This is a genomic window from Burkholderia sp. AU28863, assembly GCF_002223195.1.
Lineage (GTDB): Bacteria > Pseudomonadota > Gammaproteobacteria > Burkholderiales > Burkholderiaceae > Burkholderia > Burkholderia sola.
The window spans coordinates 1235752-1260232 of record NZ_NKFE01000003.1; the positions used below are offsets into that span (position 1 = coordinate 1235752).

Genomic DNA, 24481 nt, shown 5'->3' on the forward strand with positions numbered 1-24481 from the left:
ATGCATCTGTTGCGCACCACGCCGGGCGGCTTCGTCGACGATACGCAGGGCGTCGTCCGGATCGACCAGCAGCCGGCCGACATCGTGATCCTGAGTTCGGCCGACACGACGCTGTCGCTGCTCGCGAGCGTCGTGCCGCACTTGCCCGAAGGATTCCCGAGCGTGCGGCTCGCGAACGTCACGTTCCTGCGGCAGCCGGCGTCGGTCGATTTCTACGTCGACGACGTGCTGCGCCACGCGAAGACGGTCGTGATCGATCATCTGGGCGGCGAAGCGTACTGGCCGTACGGGATCGAGCAGGCCGTGTCGCTCGCGTCGAAGCGCGGGCAGCAGCTCGCGATGTTTTCGGGCGACCTGCAGGAGGACCCGAATCTCGTCGCGAAGAGCACGGTCGAGGCCGAGCTGTGCCGGCTGTGGTGGCGCTACCTGCGCGAAGGCGGTGTGCACAACGCCGACGCGCTGCTGCGCAGCATCGCGTTTCACACGCTCGGATTCGGTGAAGCGCCCGAACCGCCGCGCCCGCTGCCGGCCGCCGCGCTGTATCACCCGGCGCGCGACCGTGCGAGCGTCGACGACTGGCGGCCGCGCTGGACGCCCGGCGCGCCGGTCGTCGCGATCCTGTTCTATCGCGCGCACTGGCAGGCCGCGAACACGGCCGTGTTCGATGCGCTGGCCGATGCATTGACAGACGAAGGGCTGAATCCGCTGCCGATCGCGGTGACGTCGTTGAAGGACGCGGTGAGCCGCGAGGTCATCACGCAACTGTGCGATGCGCATGGCGTCGCGCTCGTGCTGAACACCACCGCGTTCGCGGCCGGCGCGATCGACAGCCCCGAGCCCGACGTGCTGGCCGGCGACGCGCCGGTGCTGCAGGTGATCCTGTCCGGCGGCAATCGCGACGCGTGGGTGGCCGACAACCAGGGGCTGCACGCCCGCGACATCGCGATGCATGTCGCGCTGCCCGAAGTCGACGGGCGCATCGTCACGCGCGCGGTGAGCTTCAAGGGGCTCGCGTATCGTTGCGCGCACACCGAAGTCGACGTCGTGCGCTACCAGCCGGATGCGGAGCGGATCGCGTTCGTCGCGGCGCTCGCGCGCGGCTGGTGCCGGCTGCGCACGCTGGATAACGCCGACAAGCGCATCGCGCTGATTCTCGCGAACTATCCGCAAAGCGAAGGGCGGATCGGCAACGGCGTCGGGCTCGACACGCCCGCATCCGCGCTGCGCGTGCTTGCGGCGCTGCGCGATGCGGGCTATACGGTAGCCGACCTGCCGCCCGACGGCGACGCACTGATCGCGCAACTCACCGAAGGCGTGACCAACGATCCCGCCGTGCGCACGCTGCGGCCCGCGTTTCAGAGTTACGCGCTGGCCGATTACGTCGCGCGTTTCGCGCGGCTGCCGGCGGCCGTGCGCGACGCGCTGAACGAACGCTGGGGGCCGCCCGAAGCGGACCCGACGCTGCGGCAACAGCGCTTCACGATCGCCGGCTGGCGCGCGGGCAACGTGTTCGTCGGTATCCAGCCGTCGCGCTCGCGCGACGAGAACGACTACGCGAGCTACCACGATGCCGACCTCGTGCCGCCGCACGCGTATCTCGCGTTCTATTTCTGGCTGCGCGATGCGTATCGCGTCGACGCGGTCGTCCATCTTGGCAAGCACGGCAACCTCGAATGGCTGCCGGGCAAGAGCGTCGCGCTGTCCGACGCGTGCTGGCCCGACCTGACGCTCGGGCCGCTGCCGCACCTGTATCCGTTCATCGTCAACGATCCGGGCGAGGGCAGCCAGGCGAAGCGGCGCGCGCAGGCGGTGATCGTCGATCACCTGATGCCGCCGCTCACGCGCGCGGAAAACTACGGCCCGCTGCAGGATCTCGAACGGCAGGTCGACGAATACTACGAGGCGCTGATGGTCGATGCGCGGCGCGCGAAGCTGCTGCGCAGGACGATCCTCGCGACGATCGCCGAGCATCGCCTGCACGACGAGCTGAGCGTGTCGCCGCCGCGCGATGCGGGCGACGAGGATGCGCTGCTCACGCGCGTCGATGCGTGGCTGTGCGAGTTGAAGGAAGCGCAGATTCGCGACGGGCTGCACGTGTTCGGCGCGTCGCCGGTCGAGCGCCAGCGGCGCGACACGCTGCTCGCGCTCGCACGCTTCCCGATTGGAGACGGCAAGGGCGAACGGGCCGGCCTGATCGGCGCGCTCGCGCGCGATCTCGCGCTTGGCGACGATTTCGACCCGCTTTCGACCGACTGGGCCGCACCGTGGACCGGGCCGCGGCCGGCCGTGCTGCAAACGCTCGACCCGTCGCCGTGGCGTCATGCCGGCGATACGCGCGAGCGGCTCGAACGGCTGGCGCAGCATTGGCTCGACGTCGTGTGCGGAGCCGCTTCGGAGGATCCCGACCTCGACATTCCGCCGGCCGGCGAATGGCCGCATACGCTCGCGGTGCTCGAACGCGTGCGTTCGACGCTGTTGCCCGCGCTCGACGCGTGCGGCAGCGAGGAAATGCGGCAGTTGCTGCGCGGGCTCGACGGCCGCTTCGTGCCGCCGGGGCCGAGCGGTTCACCGTCGCGCGGCCGTCCCGACGTGCTGCCCACGGGCCGCAATTTCTACTCGGTCGATACGCGCGCGGTGCCGACGCAGGCCGCGTGGTCGCTCGGATTGAAATCCGCGCAGCAACTGATCGAACGCCATCTGCAGGATCACGGCGACTATCCGCGCGCGATCGGGCTGTCGGTCTGGGGGACGGCCACGATGCGCACCGGCGGCGACGACATCGCGCAGGCGTTCGCGCTGATCGGCGTGCGGCCGAAATGGGCGCACGGCAGCCATCGCGTGACCGACTTCGAGATTTTGCCGATCGAGATCTTCGACCGGCCGCGCATCGACGTGACGCTGCGCGTGTCGGGTTTCTTCCGCGATGCGTTCCCGAACCTGATGCACCTGTTCGACGCGGCCGTGCAGGCGGTCGCCGCGCTCGACGAGCCCGAGGAACTGAACCCGATCCGCGCGCGCATCGAGCGCGAACGGGAGAAGTGGATCGCGCAGGGCGTGGCGCCCGACGAAGCGCGCCGGCGCGCCGGCTGGCGCGTGTTCGGCGCACGGCCGGGCAGCTACGGCGCGGGCCTGCAGGACCTGATCGACCAGCGCCGCTGGCAGACCGACGCCGATCTCGCGGATGCCTACCGCCAATGGGGCGGCCATGCATACGCACAGAACAGCGCGGGCGACGCGGCGCCCGACGTGTTCGGCGCGCGGCTCGCGACGATCGACGTCGTCGTGCAGAACCAGGACAGCCGCGAGCACGACATCCTCGATTCGAACGATTACTACCAGTTCCAGGGTGGAATGACGGCGGCGGTGCGGCACCTGTCCGGGCAGCAGCCGAGCGTCTATCACGGCGACCATGCGAACCCGGTCGCGCCGAAGATGCGCACGCTGCGCGAGGAAATCGCGCGCGTGATCCGCTCGCGCGTCGTCAACCCGAAATGGCTCGACGGCGTGAAGCGTCACGGCTACAAGGGTGCGGCCGAACTCGCCGCGACCGTCGATTACCTGTACGGCTATGACGCGACCGCACGCGTGCTGTCCGATCACCAGTACGCGCTCGTCGCCGACGCGTACCTGTTCGACGACGCCACCCGCGCGTTCGTCGAACGGCACAACCCGAAGGCGCTGCACGGCATCTGCGAGCGCTTCGTCGAAGCGATGCAGCGCGGGCTGTGGCAGCAGCCGGGCCCCTATCGCGAGCGGATCGAGGCGATCTGGCTCGCCAGCGAACAACGCCAGGAAGGAGGACGGCGATGACCGATCCGACGACGCACCGCGCCCGCGCGGTTTTTCCGTTTGCGGCGCTCGTCGCGCAGGACGCGTTGCAGCAGGCGCTGCTGCTTGCCGCGATCGACCCGTCGCTCGGCGGCGTGCTCGTCAGCGGACCGCGCGGCACCGCGAAATCGACGGCCGCGCGCGGCCTCGCGGAGCTGTTGCCGCAAGGGCAGTTCGTCACGCTGCCGCTGTCGGCGAGCGACGAGCAGGTGACGGGCACGCTCGATCTCGCGCACGCGCTCGCCGAAAACGGCGTGCGCTTCCGGCCCGGCCTGCTGGCTCGCGCGCATCTCGGCGTGCTGTATGTCGACGAAGTGAACCTGCTCGCCGACGGACTCGTCGATACGCTGCTCGACGTCGCCGCGAGCGGCGTGAATATCGTCGAGCGCGATGGCGTGTCGCACGCGCACGACGCGCGCTTCGTGCTGGTCGGCACGATGAATCCCGAGGAGGGCGAGTTGCGCCCGCAACTGCTCGACCGCTTCGGGCTGATGGTCGAGCTGGAGAACTGCTTCGACGCCGCCCAGCGCGAGCGGATCGTGAAGGCGCGCCTTGCGTTCGATCTCGATCCGGACGCGTTTCGCGCGCGTCACGCGGCGGCCCAGCGCGAACTTTCGGACCGGATTCATGCGGCGCGTGCACGGCTGCCGGCGTTGGATTTCGACGATGCGGTCCATGCGCGCGTCAGCATGCTGTGCATCGACGCGGCCGTCGACGGATTGCGCGCCGATCTCGTGATGCTGCGCGCCGCGCGTGCGCTGGCCGCGCTGGAGCAGGCCGACGCGGTGACGGTGTCGCATGTGGCGCGCGTGGCCGACGCCGTGCTGCGGCATCGGCGCCATGCGGGGCCGCCGCCGTCGCAGCAATCGTCGCGGCAAGGTGATGAGCGCGACGATCGTTTGCGGTCGGATAACCCGCGGCAGCCTGACAAACAACAGCGCGACACCGACGACACGGAGGCCGACGCGTCCGCGTCGCAGGGCGACTGGGGCTACCTGCCGCCCGAACCGGCCGGGTTGCGCGACGTGAAAAGCGTGGTGCCGCTGCCGCTAAAAAAACGCTGAGCCATCGAGCCGACGCCGCCGCGAACGCGATTCGCGGTCCTCGATGGCAGTCAGGCGCCGCCGCGCGCGTGCCGGGCACGGTGCGCGCCGGCACGGCCGTCGCGTGGCCGGCGACGCTTGCCGCGAAACGCGGCGGCCCGCTGCATCGCGAGCATCTGCGCTACCGGAAGCGCGCGGGCATGCCGCACGCGCTGCATTGCTTCGTGCTCGACTGTTCGGCGTCGATGTTGTCGCACGAGCGGCTCGCGCTCGCGAAGGGGCTGATCGTCGCGTATTTCGATCAGGCTGCGCGCGCACGTGTCGAAACCGCGCTGGTCTGCTTCGGCGGCAACGGTGCCGCGCGGCGCTTCGGCCCGGCCGTGCCGCGCTGGTGGAACGCGCGCTGGCTCGAACCGGTCGACGGCGGCGGCGGCACGCCGCTCGCGGACGGCATCGCGACCGCCGCGCAGCTGCTCGCCCGCGACGCGCGGCGCGAGCCCGGCAAAGCGCGCTGGCTGTGGGTGCTGTCCGACGGGCGCACGCGCGAGATGCCGGCCAAACCCGCGGCGGCCGATCACGTCGTATTCGTCGACTTCGACGATGCGGCCGTGCGAATCGGGCAGGGTGCGCGGCTCGCCGCGGCCTGGGGCGCGCAGTGGGTGACGGCTGACGCGCTTCGCACGGATCTCGCCGGCTGATGGCCGGCCGGCGGTGCGCTATGATCGCCGCTTCTGCTTCCGCCCACTGGAAACTCCCGCCATGCAAGTACTGGTCGATGCCGACGCGTGTCCGGCCGTCATCAAGGACATGCTGTTTCGCGCCGCGCGTCGTGCCGAAATCCGCGTGACGCTGGTCGCGAACCAGTTTCTGCGTACGCCGCCGTCGCCGTTCATCAAGGCCGTGCAGGTGCCGGCCGGCTTCGACGTGGCCGACGCGCGCATCGTCGAGCTGGCGGAACCCGGCGACCTCGTGATCACCGCCGACATCCCGCTGGCCGCCGCCGTGCTCGACAAGGGCGCGCATGCGCTCGACCCGCGCGGCAACTGGTTCAGCCGCGAGAACATCGAGGAACGCCTGTCGACGCGCGCGATGATGGACCAGTTGCGCAGCGCGGGCATCGACACGGGCGGGCCGGCGCCGTTCAGCGCGCGCGACGGCAAGACGTTCGCGTCGCAGCTCGACCGGTTCCTCGCGCGGCACGGCAAGCCGTGACGGCACGCGTCTGCGCCCGGTCAGGATGCAGGTTCGCGCCGACGCTGCTATCGTGTGGCCCGAACCCCAGCACAGGAGCGCACGCGTGTCACCGACCCAACTTCTCGTTCCGACCTACACCCAGATGCTGCGCGCCCAGTCGGCGTGGCTCGACAAGGCCGTCGCCCACCGGCAGGCCGCCGGCGACGAACCCGACGCGGCGATGACGCTGAGGCTCGCGCCCGACATGTATCCGCTCGCCGCGCAGGTGCGCTTCTCGTGTTTCCAGGCGATGGAGCCGGTGCACCGGCTGCGCGGCGAACCGCTGCCGGCGGCATTGCTCGCATTGCGCGAGGCGGGCTGGAACGCCGATGCGCAACCCGGCTCGCCGGCCGATGCGCAGGCGATCATCGCCGGCACGCTCGCCTTTCTCGGTGAACTCGCACCGGATGCGCTCGACGGCGGCGCTGCGCTGCCGATCTCGCTCGAGATGCCGAACGGGATCGCGTTCGACATGACGGGTGAACAGTACGCGCGCGACTGGGCGCTGCCGCAGTTCTACTTTCACGCGATCACCGCGTACGCGATCCTGCGCCATCACGGCGTCGAACTCGGCAAGGCCGATTACGTGCCGCACATGCTCGCGTACGTGCGGCCGGGCACGATTCCGCAGGGTTGAGCCGGCCGTCGGCCGCCGCGAAGCGACATGACACGTGCTCTGTTCATCTGGAGCCGCAACCGGCTGCGCAGCCCGACGGCCGAAGCGGTGTTCGCCGCGTGGCCGGGCATCGAAACCGACTCCGCGGGCCTCGCGCCCGACGCGGACGTGCGGCTGTCCGCCGAGCAGCTCGACTGGGCGGACATCGTGTTCGTGATGGAGCGCGCACACAAGGCGCGACTGTCGGCGCAATTCGGTGCGCATCTGAAGCACAAGAAGATCGTCTGCCTCGATATCCCCGACCGCTACGCGTTCATGCAGCCCGAACTCGTCGCGCTGCTCGAACGCAAGGCCGGCCCGTTCCTGCGCGGGTAGTCGCCGCAATCCGTGCCCGAGCCTGCGCCGGTATCGACTTCAGCGAAGCGGCTCGCTGACGAACGCAGAAAAACAGTCGAGCCGCAGCAGCTCGATGATCTTGCGTGTCGGCACGCTCGCCCGTAGCGTGTCGAGCCGGTCGATGGCGAACCACTTGCAGTGGGCGATCTCGTTGCTCGCGCGCGGCGTCAGGTGCGCCGGCACGTCGGCCACGAACACGTGATGCAGTTTCGTCAGCCCGCCGAACTGCACCGCATAGTCGAGCGCGAGCCCCTGGAGCCGCGTTTCCTCCGCGAGTTCCCGCCGCGCGGCTTCGAGCGGCGCCTCTCCGCGCCGGATCGTGCCGCCCGGCAGCGACCAGCGCGCCGCGGTGCGCGCGACCAGCAGCACGCTGCTGCGCTGGCGGCACACGATCGTGGCGCGTTCCTCGATGACGGCGAGGGTATCCGGCCCGGTGCTCATGTTCTGGCAAGACAGGTGCTGAATCGTGGAGAGAAGTGCACGCCGGCGGCCGTTGTCCGACAGCAGGCGGCGACGGCATGCAAGCCGCCGCGCCGATGTTACCGGCCGTTCGTGACAGTTCCGTGCACCGAGATCACACGACGGAACGGCCGACAGCTCATGCGTGCGTGTAGATCCCGCTGCGCGTCGGCTTCGCGCGGCGCGAATGGCGGCGCTTGTGAACGGCACGCCGGTGATGGGGCGACGGCGCGGTCACGTGCCGACGGGCGGGCGCGGGCCGGGCCGCCGGCGCGGCGGCATGCGGCGCAGTGCCCGGCATCCCGGTTTGTCCTTCGCCGAAATGGAAAGTCTGGTTCTGCGCATGCGCGACGCCCAGCGTCGACGCCAGCACGAAGGCCGCCAGCCACAATCGTTTCATGAATGTTTCGCCTCGTATCGTTCGGGATGAACGTGGCCCGTCAGCTTAGCGAACGGCGGGGCGCCACCGCAACCGGCCCGCGTTCGATCGTCCCCCTTGCGCGCGGCGACGTGAGCCGCGCCGGGGCCGGGTGCATCCGGGCTTGACAACGCAATTCCTGAGTGTGAATATAAATTCACATACAAGAATTATTCGTCGAATCCGGACAAGCCGCGCGCAAGCGCCGGGCCACCGGAACCGGCAGTCCGATCGACCGGAACCAGGAGCGAGACGCATGGCGGAACACGAGCAGCAGGGCGCGCTGGCGGGATTGCGCATCATCGATCTGTCGCGGGTGCTGGGCGGCCCGTACGCGACCCAGATCCTCGCCGACCACGGCGCGGAGGTGATCAAGGTCGAACCGCCGTCCGGCGACGAGACGCGCACGTGGGGCCCGCCGTTCGACGGCGACACCGCGTCGTACTTCCTCGGCGTGAATCGCAACAAGCTCGGCATCGCGCTCGACCTGACGCAGCTGGCCGATCGCGAGCGGCTGCTCGGCCTGCTCGAACACGCGGACGCGCTGGTCGAGAACTTCAGGATCGGCACGATGGAGCGCTGGGGGCTCGGGTTCGACGCGCTGCATGCGCGGTTTCCGCGCCTCGTTTATTGCCGCGTGTCGGGTTTCGGCGCGGATGGCCCGCTCGGCGGGTTGCCAGGCTACGACGCGGCCGTGCAGGCGCTCGCGGGGCTGATGAGCGTCAACGGCGAAGCCGGCGGTGCGCCGCTGCGCGTCGGCGTGCCGATCGTCGATCTCGTCACGGGGCTGAACGCGGCGCTCGGCGTGCTGATGGCGCTGCGCGAGCGCGATGCGAGCGGGCGTGGCCAGTTCGTCGAATCGGCGCTGTTCGACTGCGCGCTGTCGATCCTCCATCCGCATACGCCGAACTTCTTTCATTCGGGCAACGCGCCCGTGCGCACCGGCAACGCGCATCCGAACATCACGCCGTACGACAGCTTTCCGACGGCGGGCGTCGACATCTTCCTGGCGGTCGGCAACAACGGGCAGTTCGCCGCGCTGTGCGACGTGCTCGGCACGCGCGACTGGCTCGACGATCCGCGTTTCGCCGACAACCGCGCGCGCAGCCAGAACCGCGCCGCGCTGCGCGCGCTGCTCGAAACGGCGCTGGCCGCGCACGACGGCGCGACGCTCGCCGAGCACCTGATGCGCCGCGGCGTGCCGTGCGCGCCCGTGCTCGGGCTCGACGCGGCGCTCGACCATCCGCATGTCGCGCACCGGCGGATGAAGGTCGAGCTGGGCCGGCATCGCGGCATCGCGTCGCCGATCAAGCTCGGCCGCACGCCGGCCACGTACCGGCGGCCGCCGCCCGCGCTGAACGAACATGCGGCGCAGGTGTTCGCGGACGACAACGGCAACGACGACCACCGCCGCACCTGACCGGCATCGCCGCCCGTGCCGCCCGGCGGCGCACGGCCGCACGCGCCGGCACCCCCCCGTTCGGACATCACGCCGGGCCGCGCATCGACACGCACCGACATGCGCACCGGCTGAAGAGGAGACGCATCATGCTCGCATGGATCGGCGCGCTCGCCATCGTCGCGCTGTTCGGCCTGATCATCACGAAGCGGTTGTCGCCGCTCGTCGCGCTGATCGTCGTGCCGGTGGCCGCGTCGCTCGCGGCCGGTTTCGGATTGCAGACCGGCAAGTTCGTCGTGCACGGCGTACAGAACATCGGCCCGATCGCCGGGATGTTCGTTTTTGCGATTCTATTTTTCGGTATCCTCACCGATGCCGGCATGCTCGACCCGATCATCGCGGGCGTGCTGCGCGTGATCGGCTGCCATCCGCCGCGCATCGTGATGGGCTCGGCGCTGCTCGCGCTGCTGATCCATCTCGACGGCTCGGGCGCGGTCACGTTTCTCGTCACGCTGCCGGCGATGATGCCGCTCTATACACGGCTCGGGATGGATCGCCGCATCCTCGCATGCGTCGCGTCGATGGCGGCCGGCGTCAACTTCCTGCCGTGGGTCGGGCCGATGCTGCGCGCGTCGGCGGCGCTGCACATTCCCGGTTCGGCGATCTTCACGCCGATGATTCCGGTGCAGATCGTCGGGCTCGCGTTCGTGTTCGGCACCGCCTGGGTGCTCGGCGTGCGCGAGGCGAAACGGCTCGGGCTCGACCGCGCCGGCGCGGCCGCGCTCGCGATCGCGCCGCGCGAGCTGACCGACGCCGAACGCGCGTTGCGCCGGCCGGGACGCTTCGCGACCAACGTCGCGCTGACGCTCGTCGTGCTCGCCACGCTGGTGTCGGGCATCGTCGACCCGATGGTGATGTTCATGCTCGGCACGGTCGCCGCGCTGGTGATCAACTATCCGGACGTGCACGCGCAGCGCGAGCGGATCGACGCGCATGCGAAGGCCGCGCTGATGATGGCGAGCGTGCTGCTCGCCGCCGGCGCGTTCACCGGCATCATGTCCGGCACCGGGATGCTGAAGGCGATGGCCGAGGTCGTCGTCGCGCACGTGCCGGTCGAGCATGCGCGCCATATGCCGTTCGTGCTCGGGCTGCTGTCGATGCCGCTGAGTCTGCTGTTCGATCCCGATTCTTTCTACTTCGGCGTGCTGCCGGTGCTCGCGGAGAGCGGCAAGCTGCTCGGCGTGCCGCCGATCCAGATGGCGCAGGCCGCGCTGCTCGGCCAGATGACGACGGGCTTTCCGGTGAGCCCGCTCACGCCCGCGACATTCCTGATCGTCGGCCTGACCGGCGTCGAGCTCGCCGAGCACCAGAAATTCACGATTCCGTTCCTGTTCGCCGCCACCGTGCTGATGGTCTTCGCCGCGGTCGCGACGGGCCTGTTTCCACTGTGAGCGGCGCGGCCGTTCACGCTTTCCGGGAGAGCAGTCCATGCAGTTCGACCTGACCGACGACCAGCGCGCGATCGAAAGCGCGATCGAGAAAATCTGCGAACGCTTCGGCGACGACTACTGGCTCGAACGCGATCGCGCGGGCGGGTTTCCGGCCGATTTCCACGCGGCGCTCGCCGACGCCGGGTGGCTCGGCATCGCGATGGACCCGGCCTACGGCGGCGCCGGACTCGGGATGACCGAGGCGGCGCTGATGATGCGCACGATCAGCGCGTCGGGCGCCGGCCTGTCGGGCGCGTCGGCCGTCCACATGAACATCTTCGGGCTGAACCCGGTGCAGGTGTTCGGCAACGACGCGCAGAAGGCGCGCTTCCTGCCGCCGCTGATCGCCGGACGCGACAAGGCGTGCTTCGCGGTGACCGAGCCCGACGCCGGCCTCGACACCACGCACCTGAGCACGCAGGCGCGCCGCGACGGCGATTACTACGTGCTGAGCGGACGCAAGATCTGGATCTCGACCGCGCAGGTCGCGAACAAGATGCTGATCATCGCGCGCACGACGCCGCTCGATCAGGTCGCGAAACCGACCGACGGGCTGAGCCTGTTCTATACCGACCTCGACCGGGCGCGCGTCGAGGTGCGCGAAATCGACAAGATGGGCCGCAAGGCGGTCGATTCGAACATGTTGTTCATCGACAACCTGCGCGTGTCGCGCGACGACCTGATCGGCAACGAAGGCGACGGTTTCCGCTATCTGCTGCACGGGCTGAACCCCGAACGGATCCTGATCGCCGCGGAGGCGATCGGGCTTGGGCAGGCCGCGTTGCGCCGCGCGACGCAGTATGCGTGCGAGCGCGTGGTGTTCGGCCGGCCGATCGGGCGGAACCAGTCGATCCAGCATCCGCTCGCGCAAGCGTGGATGCAGCTCGAGGCCGCGTGGCTGATGGTGATGAAGGCCGCGACGCGCTACGACGCCGGCCAGTCGTGCGGCGCGGAGGCGAACGCGGCCAAATACCTCGGCGCGGAAGCCGCGTTCCAGGCGTGCCAGACGGCCATCGCGACGCACGGCGGGATGGGGTATGCGAAGGAATACCACGTCGAGCGCTATCTGCGCGAGTGTATGATTCCGAGGCTCGCGCCCGTGAGTCCGCAACTGATCCTGTGCTACATCGCGGAGAAAGTGCTCGGGCTGCCGAAGTCGTACTGACCGTAGCGACCCGGCGGCCCGCCCGGCGCGCGGTTTCCCGTTCCGAATCAAGCGCTCGCCATGGACGTCAAACTCGTTGCCCGCACGCTCGACCTGTTCGAGCTGTTCGCCGCCGAACGGCGGCCGCTGCCGCTCACCGAACTCGCGCGCCTGCTCAACGTGCCGGCGTCGAGCTGCCTCGCGATGGCGCGCACGCTCGTGAGCCGCGGCTATCTGTACGAAGTGCGCAGGCGCGGCGGCTACTATCCGACGCGGCGCCTGCAGACGGTCGCCGCCGCGATCGACGCGACCGATCCGGTCGTCGACATCGTGCATCCGCATCTCGTCGCGCTACGCGACGCGAGCCGCGAAACGGCCGTCCTCGGCAAGATCCAGGGCGCGTCGGTCACGTATCTCGACGTCGTCGAATCCGAGCAGGCGATCCGCTATACGCGCCAGCCGGGCGAGCTGCGGCCGCTGCATGCGAACTCGATCGGCAAGGCGATCTTCGCGGAACTCGCGAGCGACGCGCAGCAGGCGCTCGGCGCGCAACTGCCGTTCGAACGCTTTACCGATGCGACGGTGGCCGACCTTCCGGCGCTCGTCGCGCAGACCGCGCGGTTTCGCGAACTCGGCTGGGCGGAGAACTTCGGCGAGAGCGCACCCGAGCTGTCGGCGATCGCGGTCGCGCTGACGCTCGACGGCGACTGGTACGGGCTGTCGGTCGTCGGGCCGACCGAGCGGATCCGCCAGCATCGCGACACGCATGCGGCGCTGCTCGTCGACGCGAAAGCGCGGCTGCAGGCCGAGCACGCGCGCGGGTAGGGCAGCGGCGCGCGTCGGCGCCGGCGGCGGGCCGTCGGCGGGGTGCGATCCCGCCACGCCGGCCACGGCCCGCCGCGCGTCACGCGCGAGCGTGTCGCCCCGTCACGACTTCACCCACACGCCGCCCGCGCTCGGGTTGTCGCCCTGCGTCCACCATTTCGCGCAATACTTCGCGCCCTGATACGTCACGCACGTGCCGCCCTGATAGGCGGTCGTCGCCGACCACGCGGGCGTGCCGCCGCTGACCGGCTTCCACACGGCCGCCTGGCCGGGCACGTCGCCCTGCGTCCACCACTGCGCCTGATACGTGGTGCCCTGGTAGGTGACCGTCGCGCCGGCCGTATAGACCTGGCCGGCCGCCCACGGTGCGCCCGGCTGCGGCGTGCCGCCGTCCGAGCCGCCGCCGTAGTTCGGGTCCTGCGTGACGCCCGCGCCCCACTTGCCGTCGAGCTTCTTGAAGATCGTCGCGAACGCGTACGGCTGCTGCGCGACGCCCGAGCAGGTCGGCGACGCATACGTGCCGCCGGACGGGCACGCCTGATCGCGGCCGACCGACCAGTTGCCGAAGAAGCCGTAGCCGTTCGCGATGGCCGCGTTCAGCACGGTCTGCGCATTCGCGAGCGTGAAGGTTTCGCCCTGCACATCGTTGACGCCGATCATCGGCGTGACGCCGACCATCTGCCACAGCTGCGCGTTGGTCTTCGGCTGGCCGGCCGACTTGAACGCCGTGTCGAGCTGAGAATAGAGCGCCTGCGCGGCGCTGATCGCGGCGGCGCCCATGTCGATGTTCGCGGGGCCGTAATCCATCGCCATCACGTTGACCGCGTCGAACGCGGTCTTGTTCGCAATGGCTGCGTTGACGACGTTCACACCGTCCTGCGTGAGCCCGGTCGGCATCGTCGGCAGCGTCAGCGTCACGTGCAGCGGCTTGCCCTTCGCCGCGTAGTCGGCCTGCAGTTGCGCGACTGCCTGGAAGTTGCGCGCGATCGCCGCCGTGTCCTGCTGCGACGCGCCCTCGATGTCGAAGTCGATATGCGTGAGGCCGTACGTGTCGATCACCGTCTGGTACGCGGTCTTCAGCGCCGGAACCGTCGAGCAGGCCTGCATCAGCGGCGTGCCGTTCGCCCCGCCGAACGACACGGCGACCTCGCCGCCTTTCGCACGGTAGCTCGCGATCGACGTGGACAGCGCGGTCAGCAGCCCGCCGCTCGCGCCATTGCCGATCGGCTGGACGCCGCCCCATGACGGCACGCAGCCGTTGCCCGCGACCACGAACGCGAGCGTGAACTGCTGGATGCCCTGGCGCACGCCGATCTGATCGACCAACGGTGTCGGATAAAGCGTCACGTCGACATAGGGCGCATAGACGCCGGCCCCTTGCGACACGCTCGCCATCGCGAGCAGACAACCCGCGGCAAACGCACGCGGAATGAAACGCGGCAACACATTGTTGTTCATTCTGTGTTCTCCAAGTGGAAGAGGGATACGCTGGCCTGCGTATCGTCGCCGGCAGGCAACGCACGTGTCCCGCCGGCGGCGTGCCTATCTTGGAGGATTCGCATCGAATAGGAAACTTAGTTGTTCTTCTTTTTGTTATTCGATTCCCGATACGTAACGAACTTGCCGATTCGGTCGAAGATCGAAACGCGCGGAGGGCACTTTTTCCGATCGATCGCGCGACGCCGCGCGGATGGACCGGTTCCAGCGAACCGGCATGCCGATCAACGGCTCGCTCGCGCGCATGCGCATTCGTGCGAACGCCGCCGGATGCGACATGCGCAACCCGGCGGGTGCCACTGCGCTCAGCGATACCAGCGCGGCGTATAGACCCATTCGCGCGCGTTGCCGATCGCGAAGCGACGCGTCGTCGACGAACCGATGATCACCATCGTGCGCATGTCGACCTGGTCGCCGCGCAGCGCGCCGAGGGTCGTCGTCGAAAGCGTCGCGCCGGGCCGGCCGATGTCGCGGCCGAGCACGATCACCGTATCGGTCGCCCGATGCGCGCGCACGATATCGAGCGCACGGTCGAGCTGCCACGGCCGCGCGCGCGAAATCGGGTTGTAGAACGCCATCACGAGATCGGCTTGCGCGGCATGCCGCAGGCGCGTCTCGATCACGTCCCACGGCTTCAGGTTGTCCGACAGCGAGATCGCGCAGAAATCGTGGCCGAGCGGTGCGCCGGCCTGTGCCGCCGTCGCGAGCGACGCCGAGATGCCGGGCTCCACGCGCAGGTCGATCGCGGCCCACCGCGGGTCGCGCGCGTCGTCGAGCGCCTCCAGTACGGCTGCGGCCATCGCGAATACGCCGGGGTCGCCCGACGACACGACCGCCACGCGACGGCCCTCGGTCGCCAGTTCGAACGCATGGCGCGCACGCTGCATTTCCTCGCGGTTGTCGGTGCCGTGCACGCGCTGGTCCGCCCGAAACGGGCCGGCCATGTTCACGTAGGTCGTATAGCCGAGGATGTCGGTCGCGTCCGCGAGCGCCGCGCGCGCGGCCGGCGTGAGCCAGGCGGCGCCGCCCGGGCCGAGGCCGAGCACCGTCAGGCGGCCGCGTGCGCGCCCGAGCGTGGCTGGATCGACCGGATGCGATGCGATCGCGCACGCGAGGCCGTGCGATTCTTCACGCAGCGTGTGGGTGACGCGTAATGCGCGCCCGACCAGCGTGGTGGCGTCGGCGGGCGCGTGGCGATTACTGTCGCTATCGACGAAACGCAGCGGCACATCGAGCGTGCTCGCCGCTTCTTCCAGCACGGGTTCGCCGATCGCCGATGCGGGCGCGACAAGGGCCGCGAGCGCCAGCCGCGCGAGCCCCTGTGCGTCGAGCATGGCTTCGATGCGCGCGGCCAGCGCTTCGTCCGCATGCACCGCATCCGCGGCAACGCCGACCACCACGCTGCGCGGATGAATCACGAGCTCGTCGTGCGCGCCGCGCCACGCATCGGGCGTCACGCGAATCGCGTGTGCGGCCGCGTCATCACGCGGCAGCGCGACGTCGTCGAGCCACGGCGCGGCGCCGTCGATGCGCGTCGATGCGCCCGCGAGCAGGTCGGACACGAAGCGCTTGCCCTGCGCGAGATCGGCGAGCGCATAGCCTTCCGGCGGATTGAGCACGCACGCGCCGAAGCGCAGTTCGCCGCTCGTCGTGATCGCGGGCGCGACGCCGACGCATGCGGCGATTTCGCGCGCGATCACGTTGACGCCCGTCAGCCCGCCGAGCAGCGGCACGACGGCCGAGCCGTCCTCCGCGACCGCGAGCACCGGCGGCTCGATGCCCTTGTCGGCAAGCGCGGGCGCGAGGCAGCGGATCACGATGCCGGCCGCGCACAGCGCGACGATCGGCGAGCCGCGCGCATAGAGTTCGCGCAGGTGCGCGCCGAGTTCGTCGAACGGCACGTCGGCATCGACGCGCGATGCGAGACCGTGCACGAGGGCGCCTGGATAACGCGCCTGGATACGTCGCGCGGTATCGAGCGCGCCCGCGCCGAGTATCACGATCGCGGGCGGCGTCGTCATCCTTGCCATTTTTCCCCCGGCACGACGAGCAGCGAGAAATACGGCGACGCCATCGGATCGACTTCGTCGAGCGGCACGATGCGCTGGTTCGCCATCGTCGCGCGCTCGACGTACAGCGCGCGCTTCGCGAGCCCGAGTTCGTCGAGCACGCGCCGCACCTTGTCGAAATTGCGGCCGAGCTTCATCACGACGGCCGCGTCGGCCCGCGCGAGGCGTTCGCGCAGTTCGTGCTCGGGCAGCACGCCCGACAGCACCGACAGGCTCTGGTTGCGATAGACGAGCGGCTGGCCGAGCACGGCCGTGCCGCCGAGCATCGCGCATACGCCGGGAATCACCTCGGCGTCGTAACGCGGCGCGAGCCGGTCGTGCAGGTACATGTACGAGCCGTAGAAGAACGGGTCGCCTTCGCAGATCACCGCGACGTCGCGGCCTGCATCGAGGTGCGCGGCGACGATCTCGGCCGCGGTGTCGTAGAAATCGGCGATCACCGTCTCGTAGCACAGCGGAGGGGGCAGCGCCTCGGTCGTAACCGGGTAGACCAGCGGCAGTTGCGTCTGAGCGTCGAGCAGGTGCGCCTCGACGATGCCGTACGCGTTGCCTTTCTTGCCCTTCGCGACGAAATACGCGACCACGGGCGCCGCCTGCAGCACGCGTAGCGCCTTGATCGTCATCAGTTCGGGATCGCCGGGGCCGACCCCGACGCCGAACAGCCGTCCGCGCGCGCTCGTCATTCGACCTCCGTCGCAAGCGCATTGACCGCGGCGGCGGCCATCGCGCTGCCGCCGCGCCGGCCGAGCAGCGTGACGTACGGCACGCCGCGGCTGTCGGCGTCGAGCGCCGCCTTCGATTCGGCCGCGCCGATGAAGCCGACCGGGAAACCGACGATCAGCGCGGGGCGCGGCGCGCCGGCGTCGATCATGTCGAGCAGGTGGAACAGCGCGGTCGGCGCGTTGCCGATCACGACGACGCTGCCCGCGAGATGCGGACGCCACAGTTCGAGCGCGGCGGCCGAACGCGTGTTGCCGAGGCGCGTTGCGCGAGGTCCGGCACCGCCGGCTCGCCGAGCGTGCAGATCACGCGGTTGGCCGCGGGCAGCCGCGCGCGCGTGATGCCTTCGGCGACCATCCTCGCGTCGCACAGGATCGGCGCGCCGGCCGCGAGCGCCGTGCGGCCCGCCGTGCCGGCACCGACCGAGAAGCGCAGGTCGCAGACGACGTCGACCATCCCGCACGCATGGATCACGCGCACCGCGAGTTTCTCGAGGTCGGGCGGAACCTGCGACAGGTCGGCCTCGGCGCGGATCGTCGCGAACGACTGGCAGTAGATTTCCTGCCCGTCGCGAATGTAGTCAAGCATCGGTGGTGTCCTGGTTGTGCCGCGCGCCCGTCAGTCGGGCCGCGGCCTGGTCAATTGTCAGATGGCGCGCGAGCGGGGCGCCAAGGCCCGCGGCCGCGTCGCGCCGGTAAAGGTCGTAGTGCGCAGGCGCCACCGCGACGAGCGTGTGGGCCGCGGGGTGCGGCAGCGCGCAGCGGCGCGCGCAACCGGTCAGATGCACGTCAAGCGGATGGCCGACGCGCGCGGCAAGCGCAAGCGCATCGTGTTTCGTGTCGGCGTGCGCTTTCGCGCAGCCCGCGCTGCCGGTGCAGGCGACGAGCGTCGCCAGCGGGTCGGATGGTGCGCACACGAGGCCGAGCGACGCGAGGGCTTCGCGCATCGCCGCCGCACGTGCGTTCGGCACGCCGTGCATGAACATGCCTTGCCACGGCGTCATCGACAGCGTGCCGTCGCCGTCGGCTTCGGCCAGCGCGGCGAGCCGTTCCAGTTGCGTCGCGTCGAGCCGCCCGAGCGCGAATTGCGCGCCGACGCTGCAACGCGCGGCGTCCCGCGACGGGTGTGCGCCGAAACGCAACGCAGGGTCGGCACGCGTGCGCCGCCAGTCGGCAAGCGCCGGATCGGCCGCGAGCGGGAAGGGCAGATAGTGCTGCGCGCGCTCGAGCAGCGTGGGTTCGTCGCACGTCGCCAGCAACGTGCGCATCCGCGTGACGTCGGCCGGCGCGAGATCGAGGAACGCGAGCAGCAACGCGCGAACCAGTGCGACGCCCTGATCGATCGACACGTCGACCGACGCGTGCCGGTCGCCGTGCGCAACCGGCGGACAGCCGGCGAGCCCCGCCGCGAGACGTACCGCGCCGTCGCCGCGACGCCATGCGGCCAGCCAGATGTCGTGCGGATGATCGAGCGCCGCGACCGCTTCGCCGCCGTCGAGCTGGATCGAGAATTTCGGCGACAGTTCGCCGCGACGCGGCTCGCTCGCCAGCATGTCGAGCAGCGGCCCGGCGAGCGCGTGGCTATCGACGAGCGCGGTGGGGTCGTGCCCGGCGAGCGGGCTCAGCATCAGGTTGCGAACGTCGTCGCTCGCCGCGAGCGCGGCCGCATCGACGGCGGCGTTCTCGGCGCTTGCGCGCGGGCCGAGCCCTGCGTCGAGCAGCGCGTGAATCAGCGCATCGGCCGCGCCGTCGCGAATGCCGCGCAACTGGAGATTCGCACGATTGGTCGCATCGATCTCACCGGAGCCGTACCGGCGCGCGGCGGCCGCGATCGCGCGCGCCTGGCGCGCGTCGAGCCGGCCGCCCGGCAGCTTGATCCGGCACAGTCCGCCGTCGGCGGCCGCGACCACGCGCACGAGCCCCGGGCAGGCCGACGGGCGCACGACGGACGACGCAGGAATCGAATCGGGAGCGGAACTCAACGGGATACCGGGCAGTGTGGCGCCGCGGCCAACGCATCGGTACACCCCGCCCGACGCCGACTGGCACGCACGCACTTTCTGGCCGGCAGGTCTCCTGGCTGACAGGTCGGCGCCGCCTCCCGGCCTTCCCGGTGAAACCAGTGGCATGAGGGGGAGATCGGCTCGCTGTCTACAGTTGCGGGGGCAGCCACAGCGGCGCGCGGTGCGCCCTGTGTTCCCTCTTCGGCCCCGAAGGGCACCGGCGAACGAACGGCCGTAGGATACCCGATTTTTGCGACGATCCGGCATCGGCGGTGCGTCGCGCAACCGCGTCGCAGCATGGCCGCAGACGGTTTTGCGCCGTCTCGCAAATGGTAGCATTGGCGGCTCGACATCAGATCGGCGACCGCCGTGATCCGCCATGAAACTCGGCAGGACGGAACTGTTCGGCATGGGCGTCGCACTTGGCCTACTGGCCGTCCCCGCATGGATGCTGCTCGCGTGCATACTGATCCCGCTTGCACCGTCGGCCGAGTGGCCGAAGAATGTCGGGCTCGCCGGCCTCGGCGTGCCGATCGTGGCGGGTGGAACGTTCCTGTACCGGAAAAGCGGGCGGCGGCCGCTCATGTGGCTGCTGCTCGGCTGGCTGCTGATCGCGTCGGTCGGCGGCATGGTTCCGGCCTTGCTGACGTTCGTCGTCGGCGTGCCGCTCGGCTGACGTCGTGGCCGTATCGCACCAGCGGGCGGGCGACGCGCACGGCAGGGAAACGAATCGACGCGCGTCTGCCCGGCAGCCGCGCATCGCAACACACGGAATGGAATCGAACGATGGGGAAGGGTGCATGACGGCGTGGCTGACGGTAGTGGGGATCGGCGACGACGGTTACGCGGGGCTCGGCCGCCGCGCGCGCCGCGCGCTACTCGACGCGACGCTCGTCGTCGGCGCGAAGCGGCATCTCGACATGCTGCCCGCACGGCTGCCGGCCACGCGCGAAGCGTGGCCGTCGCCGTTCGACCTCGCGGGCGTGCTCGCGCGGCGCACGTCGCCCGTCTGCGTGCTCGCCAGCGGCGACCCGATGCTGTTCGGCGTCGGCGCCACGCTCGCGCGCACGCTGTCCCCGGACGAATGGCGCGTGCTGCCCGCGCTGTCGTCGCTGTCGCTGGCGGCCGCACGCCTCGGCTGGCCGCTGCAGGATGTCGGCGCGGTCTCGCTCGTCGGCCGTCCGCTCGCGATGCTCGCGCGTCACCTGCTGTCGGGCCGCCGGCTGTTCGTGCTGAGCGCTGACGGCCGGACGCCGGCCGCCGTCGCGGCCGAACTCGTCGCACGCGGCTTCGGGCCGACCCGCATCAGCGTGTTCGAGCATCTGGGCGGCCCGCTCGAGCGGCGTCTCGACGGCCTCGCGCAGGACTGGCGCGTCGACGAAACGGCCGCGCTCAATCTGGTGGCGCTCGACTGCCAGGCCGGCCCCGACGCGCCGCGCCGCGCGCTCACGCCCGGCCTGCCCGACGACGCGTACCACCACGACGGCCAGCTCACCAAGCGCGACCTGCGCGCGATGACGCTCGGGCGCCTCGCGCCTGCGGCCGGCGAACTGCTGTGGGACGTCGGCGCCGGCAGCGGCTCGATCGGCATCGAATGGATGCGCGCGCATCCGTCATGCCTGGCGATCGCGATCGAAGCGCATGCGGAACGGCAGCGCTTCATCGAACACAACCGCGATACGCTCGGCGTGCCGGGCCTGCAGCTCGTCGCGGGCCGTGCGCCCGATGCGCTCAAGGGGCTCGCCGCGCCCGACGCGATCTTCATCGGCGGCGGCGCGACCGCGCCCGGCGTGCTCGACGCGTGCTGGGCGTCGCTGAAACCCGGCGGACGGCTGGTCGCGAACGCGGTCACGCTGCAGGGCGAGATCGCGCTCGCCGCGTGGCGCGACGCGCATGGCGGCACGCTCACGCGCGTGTCGTTCGCGCATGCCGAACCGCTCGGCCGCTTCGACACGTGGCGGCAGCCGCTGCCGGTCACGCTGTACGACGTGTACAAGCCCGACACGGCAGACGCGACCGACACGACTGGCTCGTCGAATCCGGCGAACGCAACGGACACGTGATGCGCGACGCCCCCCCGAACAGTCCGCGCCGCTGCGCTTCGGCTCTAATCGCTGAGCATATACGTGCGCTCTGGGGGAGGATTCGAACAGGTGGTGCGCGTCACGATCTACGTGCGCGATTACGCACCCTCGATGTTGCCGACGATTCGCGCTGTTCGCGACCGTTACGTCAACCCGGATAGCCCACCAGCGAGCGCGCTGATTAGAGTTGCTGCATTGTCCCTTCCTGAGATTCTGGTCGAGGTTGATGCTATCGTAGCGATTCTGGACTAGTGTCCCGTTCCGTTGTCAACTGATCTATGTTCGCGTGGCATGCGAACGTCAACAGGCTCTATGACGAATACGCTCCGGCAAGCTGCACACGATCGACGACGAGCAACTGGCTCAGCTGATTCACAAGACCCTGCATACCAAACCCCCGGATGGCTCCACGCACTGAAGCGTACGCACAATTGCAGCCGAAACTGCCATCTCGCCGACGAGTTTGCACCGGTATTTCAAGCTGTTGAGGCTGCAACTGCATCGCACCGAAAGCCTCAAGCTCTTGACCGACCAATCCTTCATCGAGAAATTGCGCGATCTGGTCGTCCTGTACCTGAGTCCACCGGAGAACGCCCTGGTCTTGTGCGTGGACGAGAAGAGCCAGTGTCAGGCGCTCGAGCGTACGCAACTCAGGCTGCCGATGGGTTTCGGCACTGTCGAAGGCGCCACGCACGATTTTTTGCGTCATGGAACCACTGCGCTGTTTGCCACACTGAACGTGCTCAACGGCGCGGTGGTTGCCATCTGCAAACGGCGCCGTCGACATTAGGAATTCCAGTCGTTCCTGCGCGAAATCGACAAGGCTGTCCCGGCTGATCTCGAAGTGCGCTGCATCGTGGACAATCGCGTCAGTCACAAGCATCCGAAGGTCAAGGCGTGGCTGGCAGCCCGCCCCCGCTAACACATACAATTCATTCCCTCCTACAGTTCGTGGCTTAAAGGGGCGAGCGCTTCTTTGAGCTGATTACTGGCAAAGCGATCCGCAGAGGCTCGTTCAGATCGGTCAAACAACTGATCAACCGTTTCGATCAATTCGTTCCCCACTACAACGAAAACTGCAAACCGTTCGTTTGGTCTGCTTCAGCCGATTCCAACCTTGAAAAGCTGCACAGACTTTGTTAGCGAATCAGTGGAACAGGACACAAGGCGCTCCATGTGATAATGCAGGCTCCACTTCTTAGAGGCCAGTTCAAATTCCCTGAGAGGGGGCTGTTTACTTCTTCGGCAATTTGTTAACCTTGGGCACCGGAACAACGGGAGTCCAAGGATGGAAGCGCCGATCATTTGACGACGAGCTGTGAAAACTGATCGAACCCTTGCTGCCTGTCGTGAAACCTCGCGCGAAGAGCGATCCGGGGCGTCCGCGTGTGCTGGATCGCGTGGCGCTCAACGGCATCCTGTTCGTGCTCAGGACAGGCATCCGTTGGAACCACTTGCCGACCCGGCTGGGATTCGGCTCGGGCGTGACTTGCCGGCGTCGACTAGACGACTGGCAAAAGACTGGCGCGTGGGATCGGCTGCACGAATTGTTGCGCGACAAGCTGCGTGCGACGGGCCAGTTCGACCTTTCATACGCTGCGGTCGATTCATCGTCGGTACGTGCGGTTGGGGCGGGCGAAAAACTGGCCCGAACCCCACGGATCGCGCACATCCGGACTCCAAGAATCACATCCTCGTAGACTCCAACGGAATTCCCGTCGTCGCAATCCTGATCGGCGCAAACGCCAACGACGTAACGCAACTGCTGCCGCGTATCGACTCGATTCCGTCGATTCGAGGCGTGCGTGGCCGAGCGCTTCAGAAACTCGGCGTCGTCTATGCCGATCGGGGCTACGACTCCAAGCGGCACCGGCGCGCGCTGTGCGAACGCGGCATCAGGCCCGTGATCGCACAGCGTCGAATCGAACACGGCAGCGGACTCGGCGCGTATCGGTGGGTCGTCGAACGTACTCACTCTTGGTTCCACTATTTCCGTCGTCTAGGCATTCGCTTCGATCGTCGCGCGGACATTCACGAAGCGTTCCTCAAACTCGGCTGCTCGCTCGTCTGTTGGAATATCGTCAGGCGGGTTGAGCAGGATTTTTGAACAGGCCTCTAAAAAATCCTCGTGGATTTGGCACAGATCGGCTGTCGCCAGAGCGACGTTCTTAAGGAGCCGCTGATTTAATCGGCTGGCTCGGCCGGCGCCGCCGGTATCGTCGGAACCATTGTAAAACGAAGCCTCGGGTAAGGAGCAAGTTGATGCAACGGCTGATGAGCCCCGCTGAAGCGGAAGGCGCTGGCAAGAAGCGCATGACACGTCGTCAATGCTTTCTGACAGAAATGGAAAGCGTGGTTCCATGACCCAAGTCTGGTGGCGGAGCTGGCTACGTTTTACCCGACGGGCGCACGCGGCCGTCCGCCGTTTGGACTCGAACGTATGCTGGGCATCTATTTCCTGCAGCAGTGGTATGGCCTGTCCGATGAAGGCCACGGAGATGCACTTTACGGTCGCATCGACATGCGGGCATTCGCTGGCATCAATATGGTGGTCGAAAACGTGCCGGATACAACGGCGCTGTTGAGTTTCCGTCACTGGCCGGTGGAGCACGAGCTGACACGCAAGCTGTTCGACGAGATCGATATCTCGTTGTGTGAGCGTGGCCTGATTACGAGAGAAGGCTCGTTGGAAGACTCGACGATTATCGCGGCGCCTCCGTCGACCAAGAATACGGAAAAGAGCCGCGGTCTGGAGATGCACCAGACCAAAAAAGGTAACGAGTGGCACTTCGGCGTGAAGGCGTATATCTGCGTCGACGCTGAGTCTGGACTGATACATAGTCTGGTCGGCACGGCAGTGAGTGCCGCTGACGTATCGCAGGACCACGCACTGTTACACGGCCATGCACAAGATGCATTTGGCGATGCGGGTTACGTTGGCGTAGACAAGCGCGACGAGATGAAAGGCAAAGCCGTGAAGTGGCAAGTCGCGTCCAAGCGCGGAAAGATCAAAGCGATGACGGAAGGTCCGCGGAAGAATCTCCTGGGCGAGCTCAAACGAACCAAGGCGCAGACGCGGGCACGAGCCGAGCATCCCTCTTTCATGTGTTCAAGAACCTGTTTCGTCATCGCAAGGTGCGGTACACAAGGGTTTGATCACGAAAAACGGCGCAGTTGTTCAGCTTATTGGTCTAGCAAACTTGGTGATCGCGAATAACACTGAATTGGGCTCGCGGCCCCAGCCCGAGAACTGCGTGA

General features: G+C 68.6%; 20 protein-coding genes, 3 pseudogenes and 1 riboswitch. Of the genes and pseudogenes, 16 read left to right on the forward strand and 7 right to left on the reverse strand.

Features of this window, described 5'->3' with window-relative positions:
• The 6 genes from cobN to CFB81_RS08115 all read left to right on the forward strand — a co-directional run bounded on the left by cobN (nt 1) and on the right by CFB81_RS08115 (nt 7095).
• Nucleotides 1-3810 carry a cobaltochelatase subunit CobN gene (cobN, locus tag CFB81_RS08090; RefSeq protein ID WP_089435008.1) on the forward strand — a complete coding sequence of 1270 codons (3810 nt, stop codon included), beginning with the start codon at nt 1-3 and terminating at the stop codon, nt 3808-3810.
• Entirely contained in the window at nt 3807-4892 is a 1086-nt protein-coding gene (locus tag CFB81_RS08095; protein WP_089435009.1) for an ATP-binding protein, read from the forward strand. Before cobN ends, CFB81_RS08095 begins: the two co-directional genes overlap by 4 nt.
• 68 nt (nt 4893-4960) lie before the next feature.
• Nucleotides 4961-5569 carry a VWA domain-containing protein gene (locus CFB81_RS08100; RefSeq protein ID WP_089435010.1) on the forward strand — a complete coding sequence of 203 codons (609 nt, stop codon included), beginning with the start codon at nt 4961-4963 and terminating at the stop codon, nt 5567-5569.
• A gap of 61 nt (nt 5570-5630) precedes the next feature.
• A complete protein-coding gene (locus tag CFB81_RS08105; protein WP_069620707.1) occupies nt 5631-6083 on the forward strand; it encodes a YaiI/YqxD family protein in 453 nt (150 codons plus the stop codon).
• 25 nt (nt 6084-6108) lie between these two features.
• The gene (locus tag CFB81_RS08110; RefSeq protein ID WP_089435011.1) at nt 6109-6741 is read left to right on the forward strand and encodes a DUF1993 family protein; all 633 of its coding nucleotides are present in this window, start codon (nt 6109-6111) and stop codon (nt 6739-6741) included.
• 27 nt (nt 6742-6768) lie between these two features.
• The gene (locus CFB81_RS08115) at nt 6769-7095 is read left to right on the forward strand and encodes a low molecular weight protein tyrosine phosphatase family protein (RefSeq protein ID WP_089435012.1); all 327 of its coding nucleotides are present in this window, start codon (nt 6769-6771) and stop codon (nt 7093-7095) included.
• A gap of 39 nt (nt 7096-7134) precedes the next feature.
• Here CFB81_RS08115 and CFB81_RS08120 read toward each other — a convergent pair whose 3' ends face one another.
• Together CFB81_RS08120 and CFB81_RS08125 are read right to left on the reverse strand one after the other, a co-directional pair.
• Nucleotides 7135-7557 (reverse strand): NUDIX hydrolase, encoded by a 423-nt coding sequence (locus CFB81_RS08120; protein WP_089435013.1) that lies wholly within the window; start codon nt 7555-7557, stop codon nt 7135-7137.
• A 157-nt stretch (nt 7558-7714) separates the two neighbouring features.
• Nucleotides 7715-7975 carry a hypothetical protein gene (locus CFB81_RS08125; RefSeq protein WP_089435014.1) on the reverse strand — a complete coding sequence of 87 codons (261 nt, stop codon included), beginning with the start codon at nt 7973-7975 and terminating at the stop codon, nt 7715-7717.
• A 274-nt stretch (nt 7976-8249) separates the two neighbouring features.
• On the opposite strand from CFB81_RS08125, the gene CFB81_RS08130 reads away from it, so the two are divergent.
• The 4 genes from CFB81_RS08130 to CFB81_RS08145 all read left to right on the forward strand — a co-directional run bounded on the left by CFB81_RS08130 (nt 8250) and on the right by CFB81_RS08145 (nt 12851).
• The gene (locus CFB81_RS08130) at nt 8250-9413 is read left to right on the forward strand and encodes a CaiB/BaiF CoA-transferase family protein (RefSeq protein WP_089435015.1); all 1164 of its coding nucleotides are present in this window, start codon (nt 8250-8252) and stop codon (nt 9411-9413) included.
• Nucleotides 9414-9541: 128 nt separating this feature from the next.
• Nucleotides 9542-10843 (forward strand): CitMHS family transporter, encoded by a 1302-nt coding sequence (locus tag CFB81_RS08135; RefSeq protein ID WP_089435016.1) that lies wholly within the window; start codon nt 9542-9544, stop codon nt 10841-10843.
• A 37-nt stretch (nt 10844-10880) separates the two neighbouring features.
• The gene (locus CFB81_RS08140) at nt 10881-12047 is read left to right on the forward strand and encodes an acyl-CoA dehydrogenase family protein (RefSeq protein WP_089435017.1); all 1167 of its coding nucleotides are present in this window, start codon (nt 10881-10883) and stop codon (nt 12045-12047) included.
• 60 nt (nt 12048-12107) lie between these two features.
• Nucleotides 12108-12851: an IclR family transcriptional regulator gene (locus tag CFB81_RS08145; RefSeq protein WP_069620715.1), complete on the forward strand. Its 744-nt coding sequence runs from the start codon at nt 12108-12110 to the stop codon at nt 12849-12851.
• Between the two features lie 102 nt (nt 12852-12953).
• Here CFB81_RS08145 and CFB81_RS08150 read toward each other — a convergent pair whose 3' ends face one another.
• The 5 genes and pseudogenes from CFB81_RS08150 to cobG all read right to left on the reverse strand — a co-directional run bounded on the left by CFB81_RS08150 (nt 12954) and on the right by cobG (nt 19079).
• Entirely contained in the window at nt 12954-14309 is a 1356-nt protein-coding gene (locus CFB81_RS08150; protein WP_069620716.1) for a chitinase, read from the reverse strand.
• A 344-nt stretch (nt 14310-14653) separates the two neighbouring features.
• Nucleotides 14654-16369, reverse strand: coding sequence for a precorrin-3B C(17)-methyltransferase (gene cobJ / locus CFB81_RS08160; RefSeq protein WP_089435019.1), 1716 nt, complete (start codon nt 16367-16369; stop codon nt 14654-14656).
• Nucleotides 16366-17100, reverse strand: a complete 735-nt coding sequence (locus CFB81_RS08165; protein ID WP_069620718.1) for a precorrin-2 C(20)-methyltransferase — start codon at nt 17098-17100, stop codon at nt 16366-16368. The genes cobJ and CFB81_RS08165 overlap by 4 nt, the downstream gene beginning before the upstream one ends.
• Nucleotides 17097-17725 (reverse strand): annotated as a pseudogene (locus CFB81_RS08170) (precorrin-8X methylmutase). Before CFB81_RS08170 ends, CFB81_RS08165 begins: the two are co-directional and overlap by 4 nt.
• The gene (gene cobG / locus CFB81_RS08175; protein WP_306427153.1) at nt 17718-19079 is read right to left on the reverse strand and encodes a precorrin-3B synthase; all 1362 of its coding nucleotides are present in this window, start codon (nt 19077-19079) and stop codon (nt 17718-17720) included. The pseudogene CFB81_RS08170 and the gene cobG overlap by 8 nt, the downstream one beginning before the upstream one ends.
• Nucleotides 19080-19184: 105 nt before the next feature.
• Nucleotides 19185-19376, reverse strand: a riboswitch (cobalamin riboswitch).
• Between the two features lie 142 nt (nt 19377-19518).
• On the opposite strand from cobG, the gene CFB81_RS08180 reads away from it, so the two are divergent.
• The 6 genes and pseudogenes from CFB81_RS08180 (at nt 19519) to CFB81_RS08205 (ending at nt 24440) form a co-directional block, all read left to right on the forward strand.
• Nucleotides 19519-19815 (forward strand): hypothetical protein, encoded by a 297-nt coding sequence (locus CFB81_RS08180; protein ID WP_089435020.1) that lies wholly within the window; start codon nt 19519-19521, stop codon nt 19813-19815.
• A 124-nt stretch (nt 19816-19939) separates the two neighbouring features.
• Nucleotides 19940-21202, forward strand: coding sequence for a precorrin-6y C5,15-methyltransferase (decarboxylating) subunit CbiE (gene cbiE / locus CFB81_RS08185; RefSeq protein ID WP_089435021.1), 1263 nt, complete (start codon nt 19940-19942; stop codon nt 21200-21202).
• A 63-nt stretch (nt 21203-21265) separates the two neighbouring features.
• The gene (locus CFB81_RS08190) at nt 21266-21475 is read left to right on the forward strand and encodes a RidA family protein (protein ID WP_256976004.1); all 210 of its coding nucleotides are present in this window, start codon (nt 21266-21268) and stop codon (nt 21473-21475) included.
• Between the two features lie 47 nt (nt 21476-21522).
• Nucleotides 21523-22366, forward strand: a pseudogene (locus CFB81_RS08195) (IS630 family transposase); the annotation flags it as partial.
• Between the two features lie 145 nt (nt 22367-22511).
• Nucleotides 22512-23330 (forward strand): annotated as a pseudogene (locus CFB81_RS08200) (IS5 family transposase).
• Nucleotides 23331-23597: 267 nt separating this feature from the next.
• Nucleotides 23598-24440 carry an IS5 family transposase gene (locus CFB81_RS08205; protein WP_373452643.1) on the forward strand — a complete coding sequence of 281 codons (843 nt, stop codon included), beginning with the start codon at nt 23598-23600 and terminating at the stop codon, nt 24438-24440.
• Nucleotides 24441-24481: the final 41 nt, after the last annotated feature.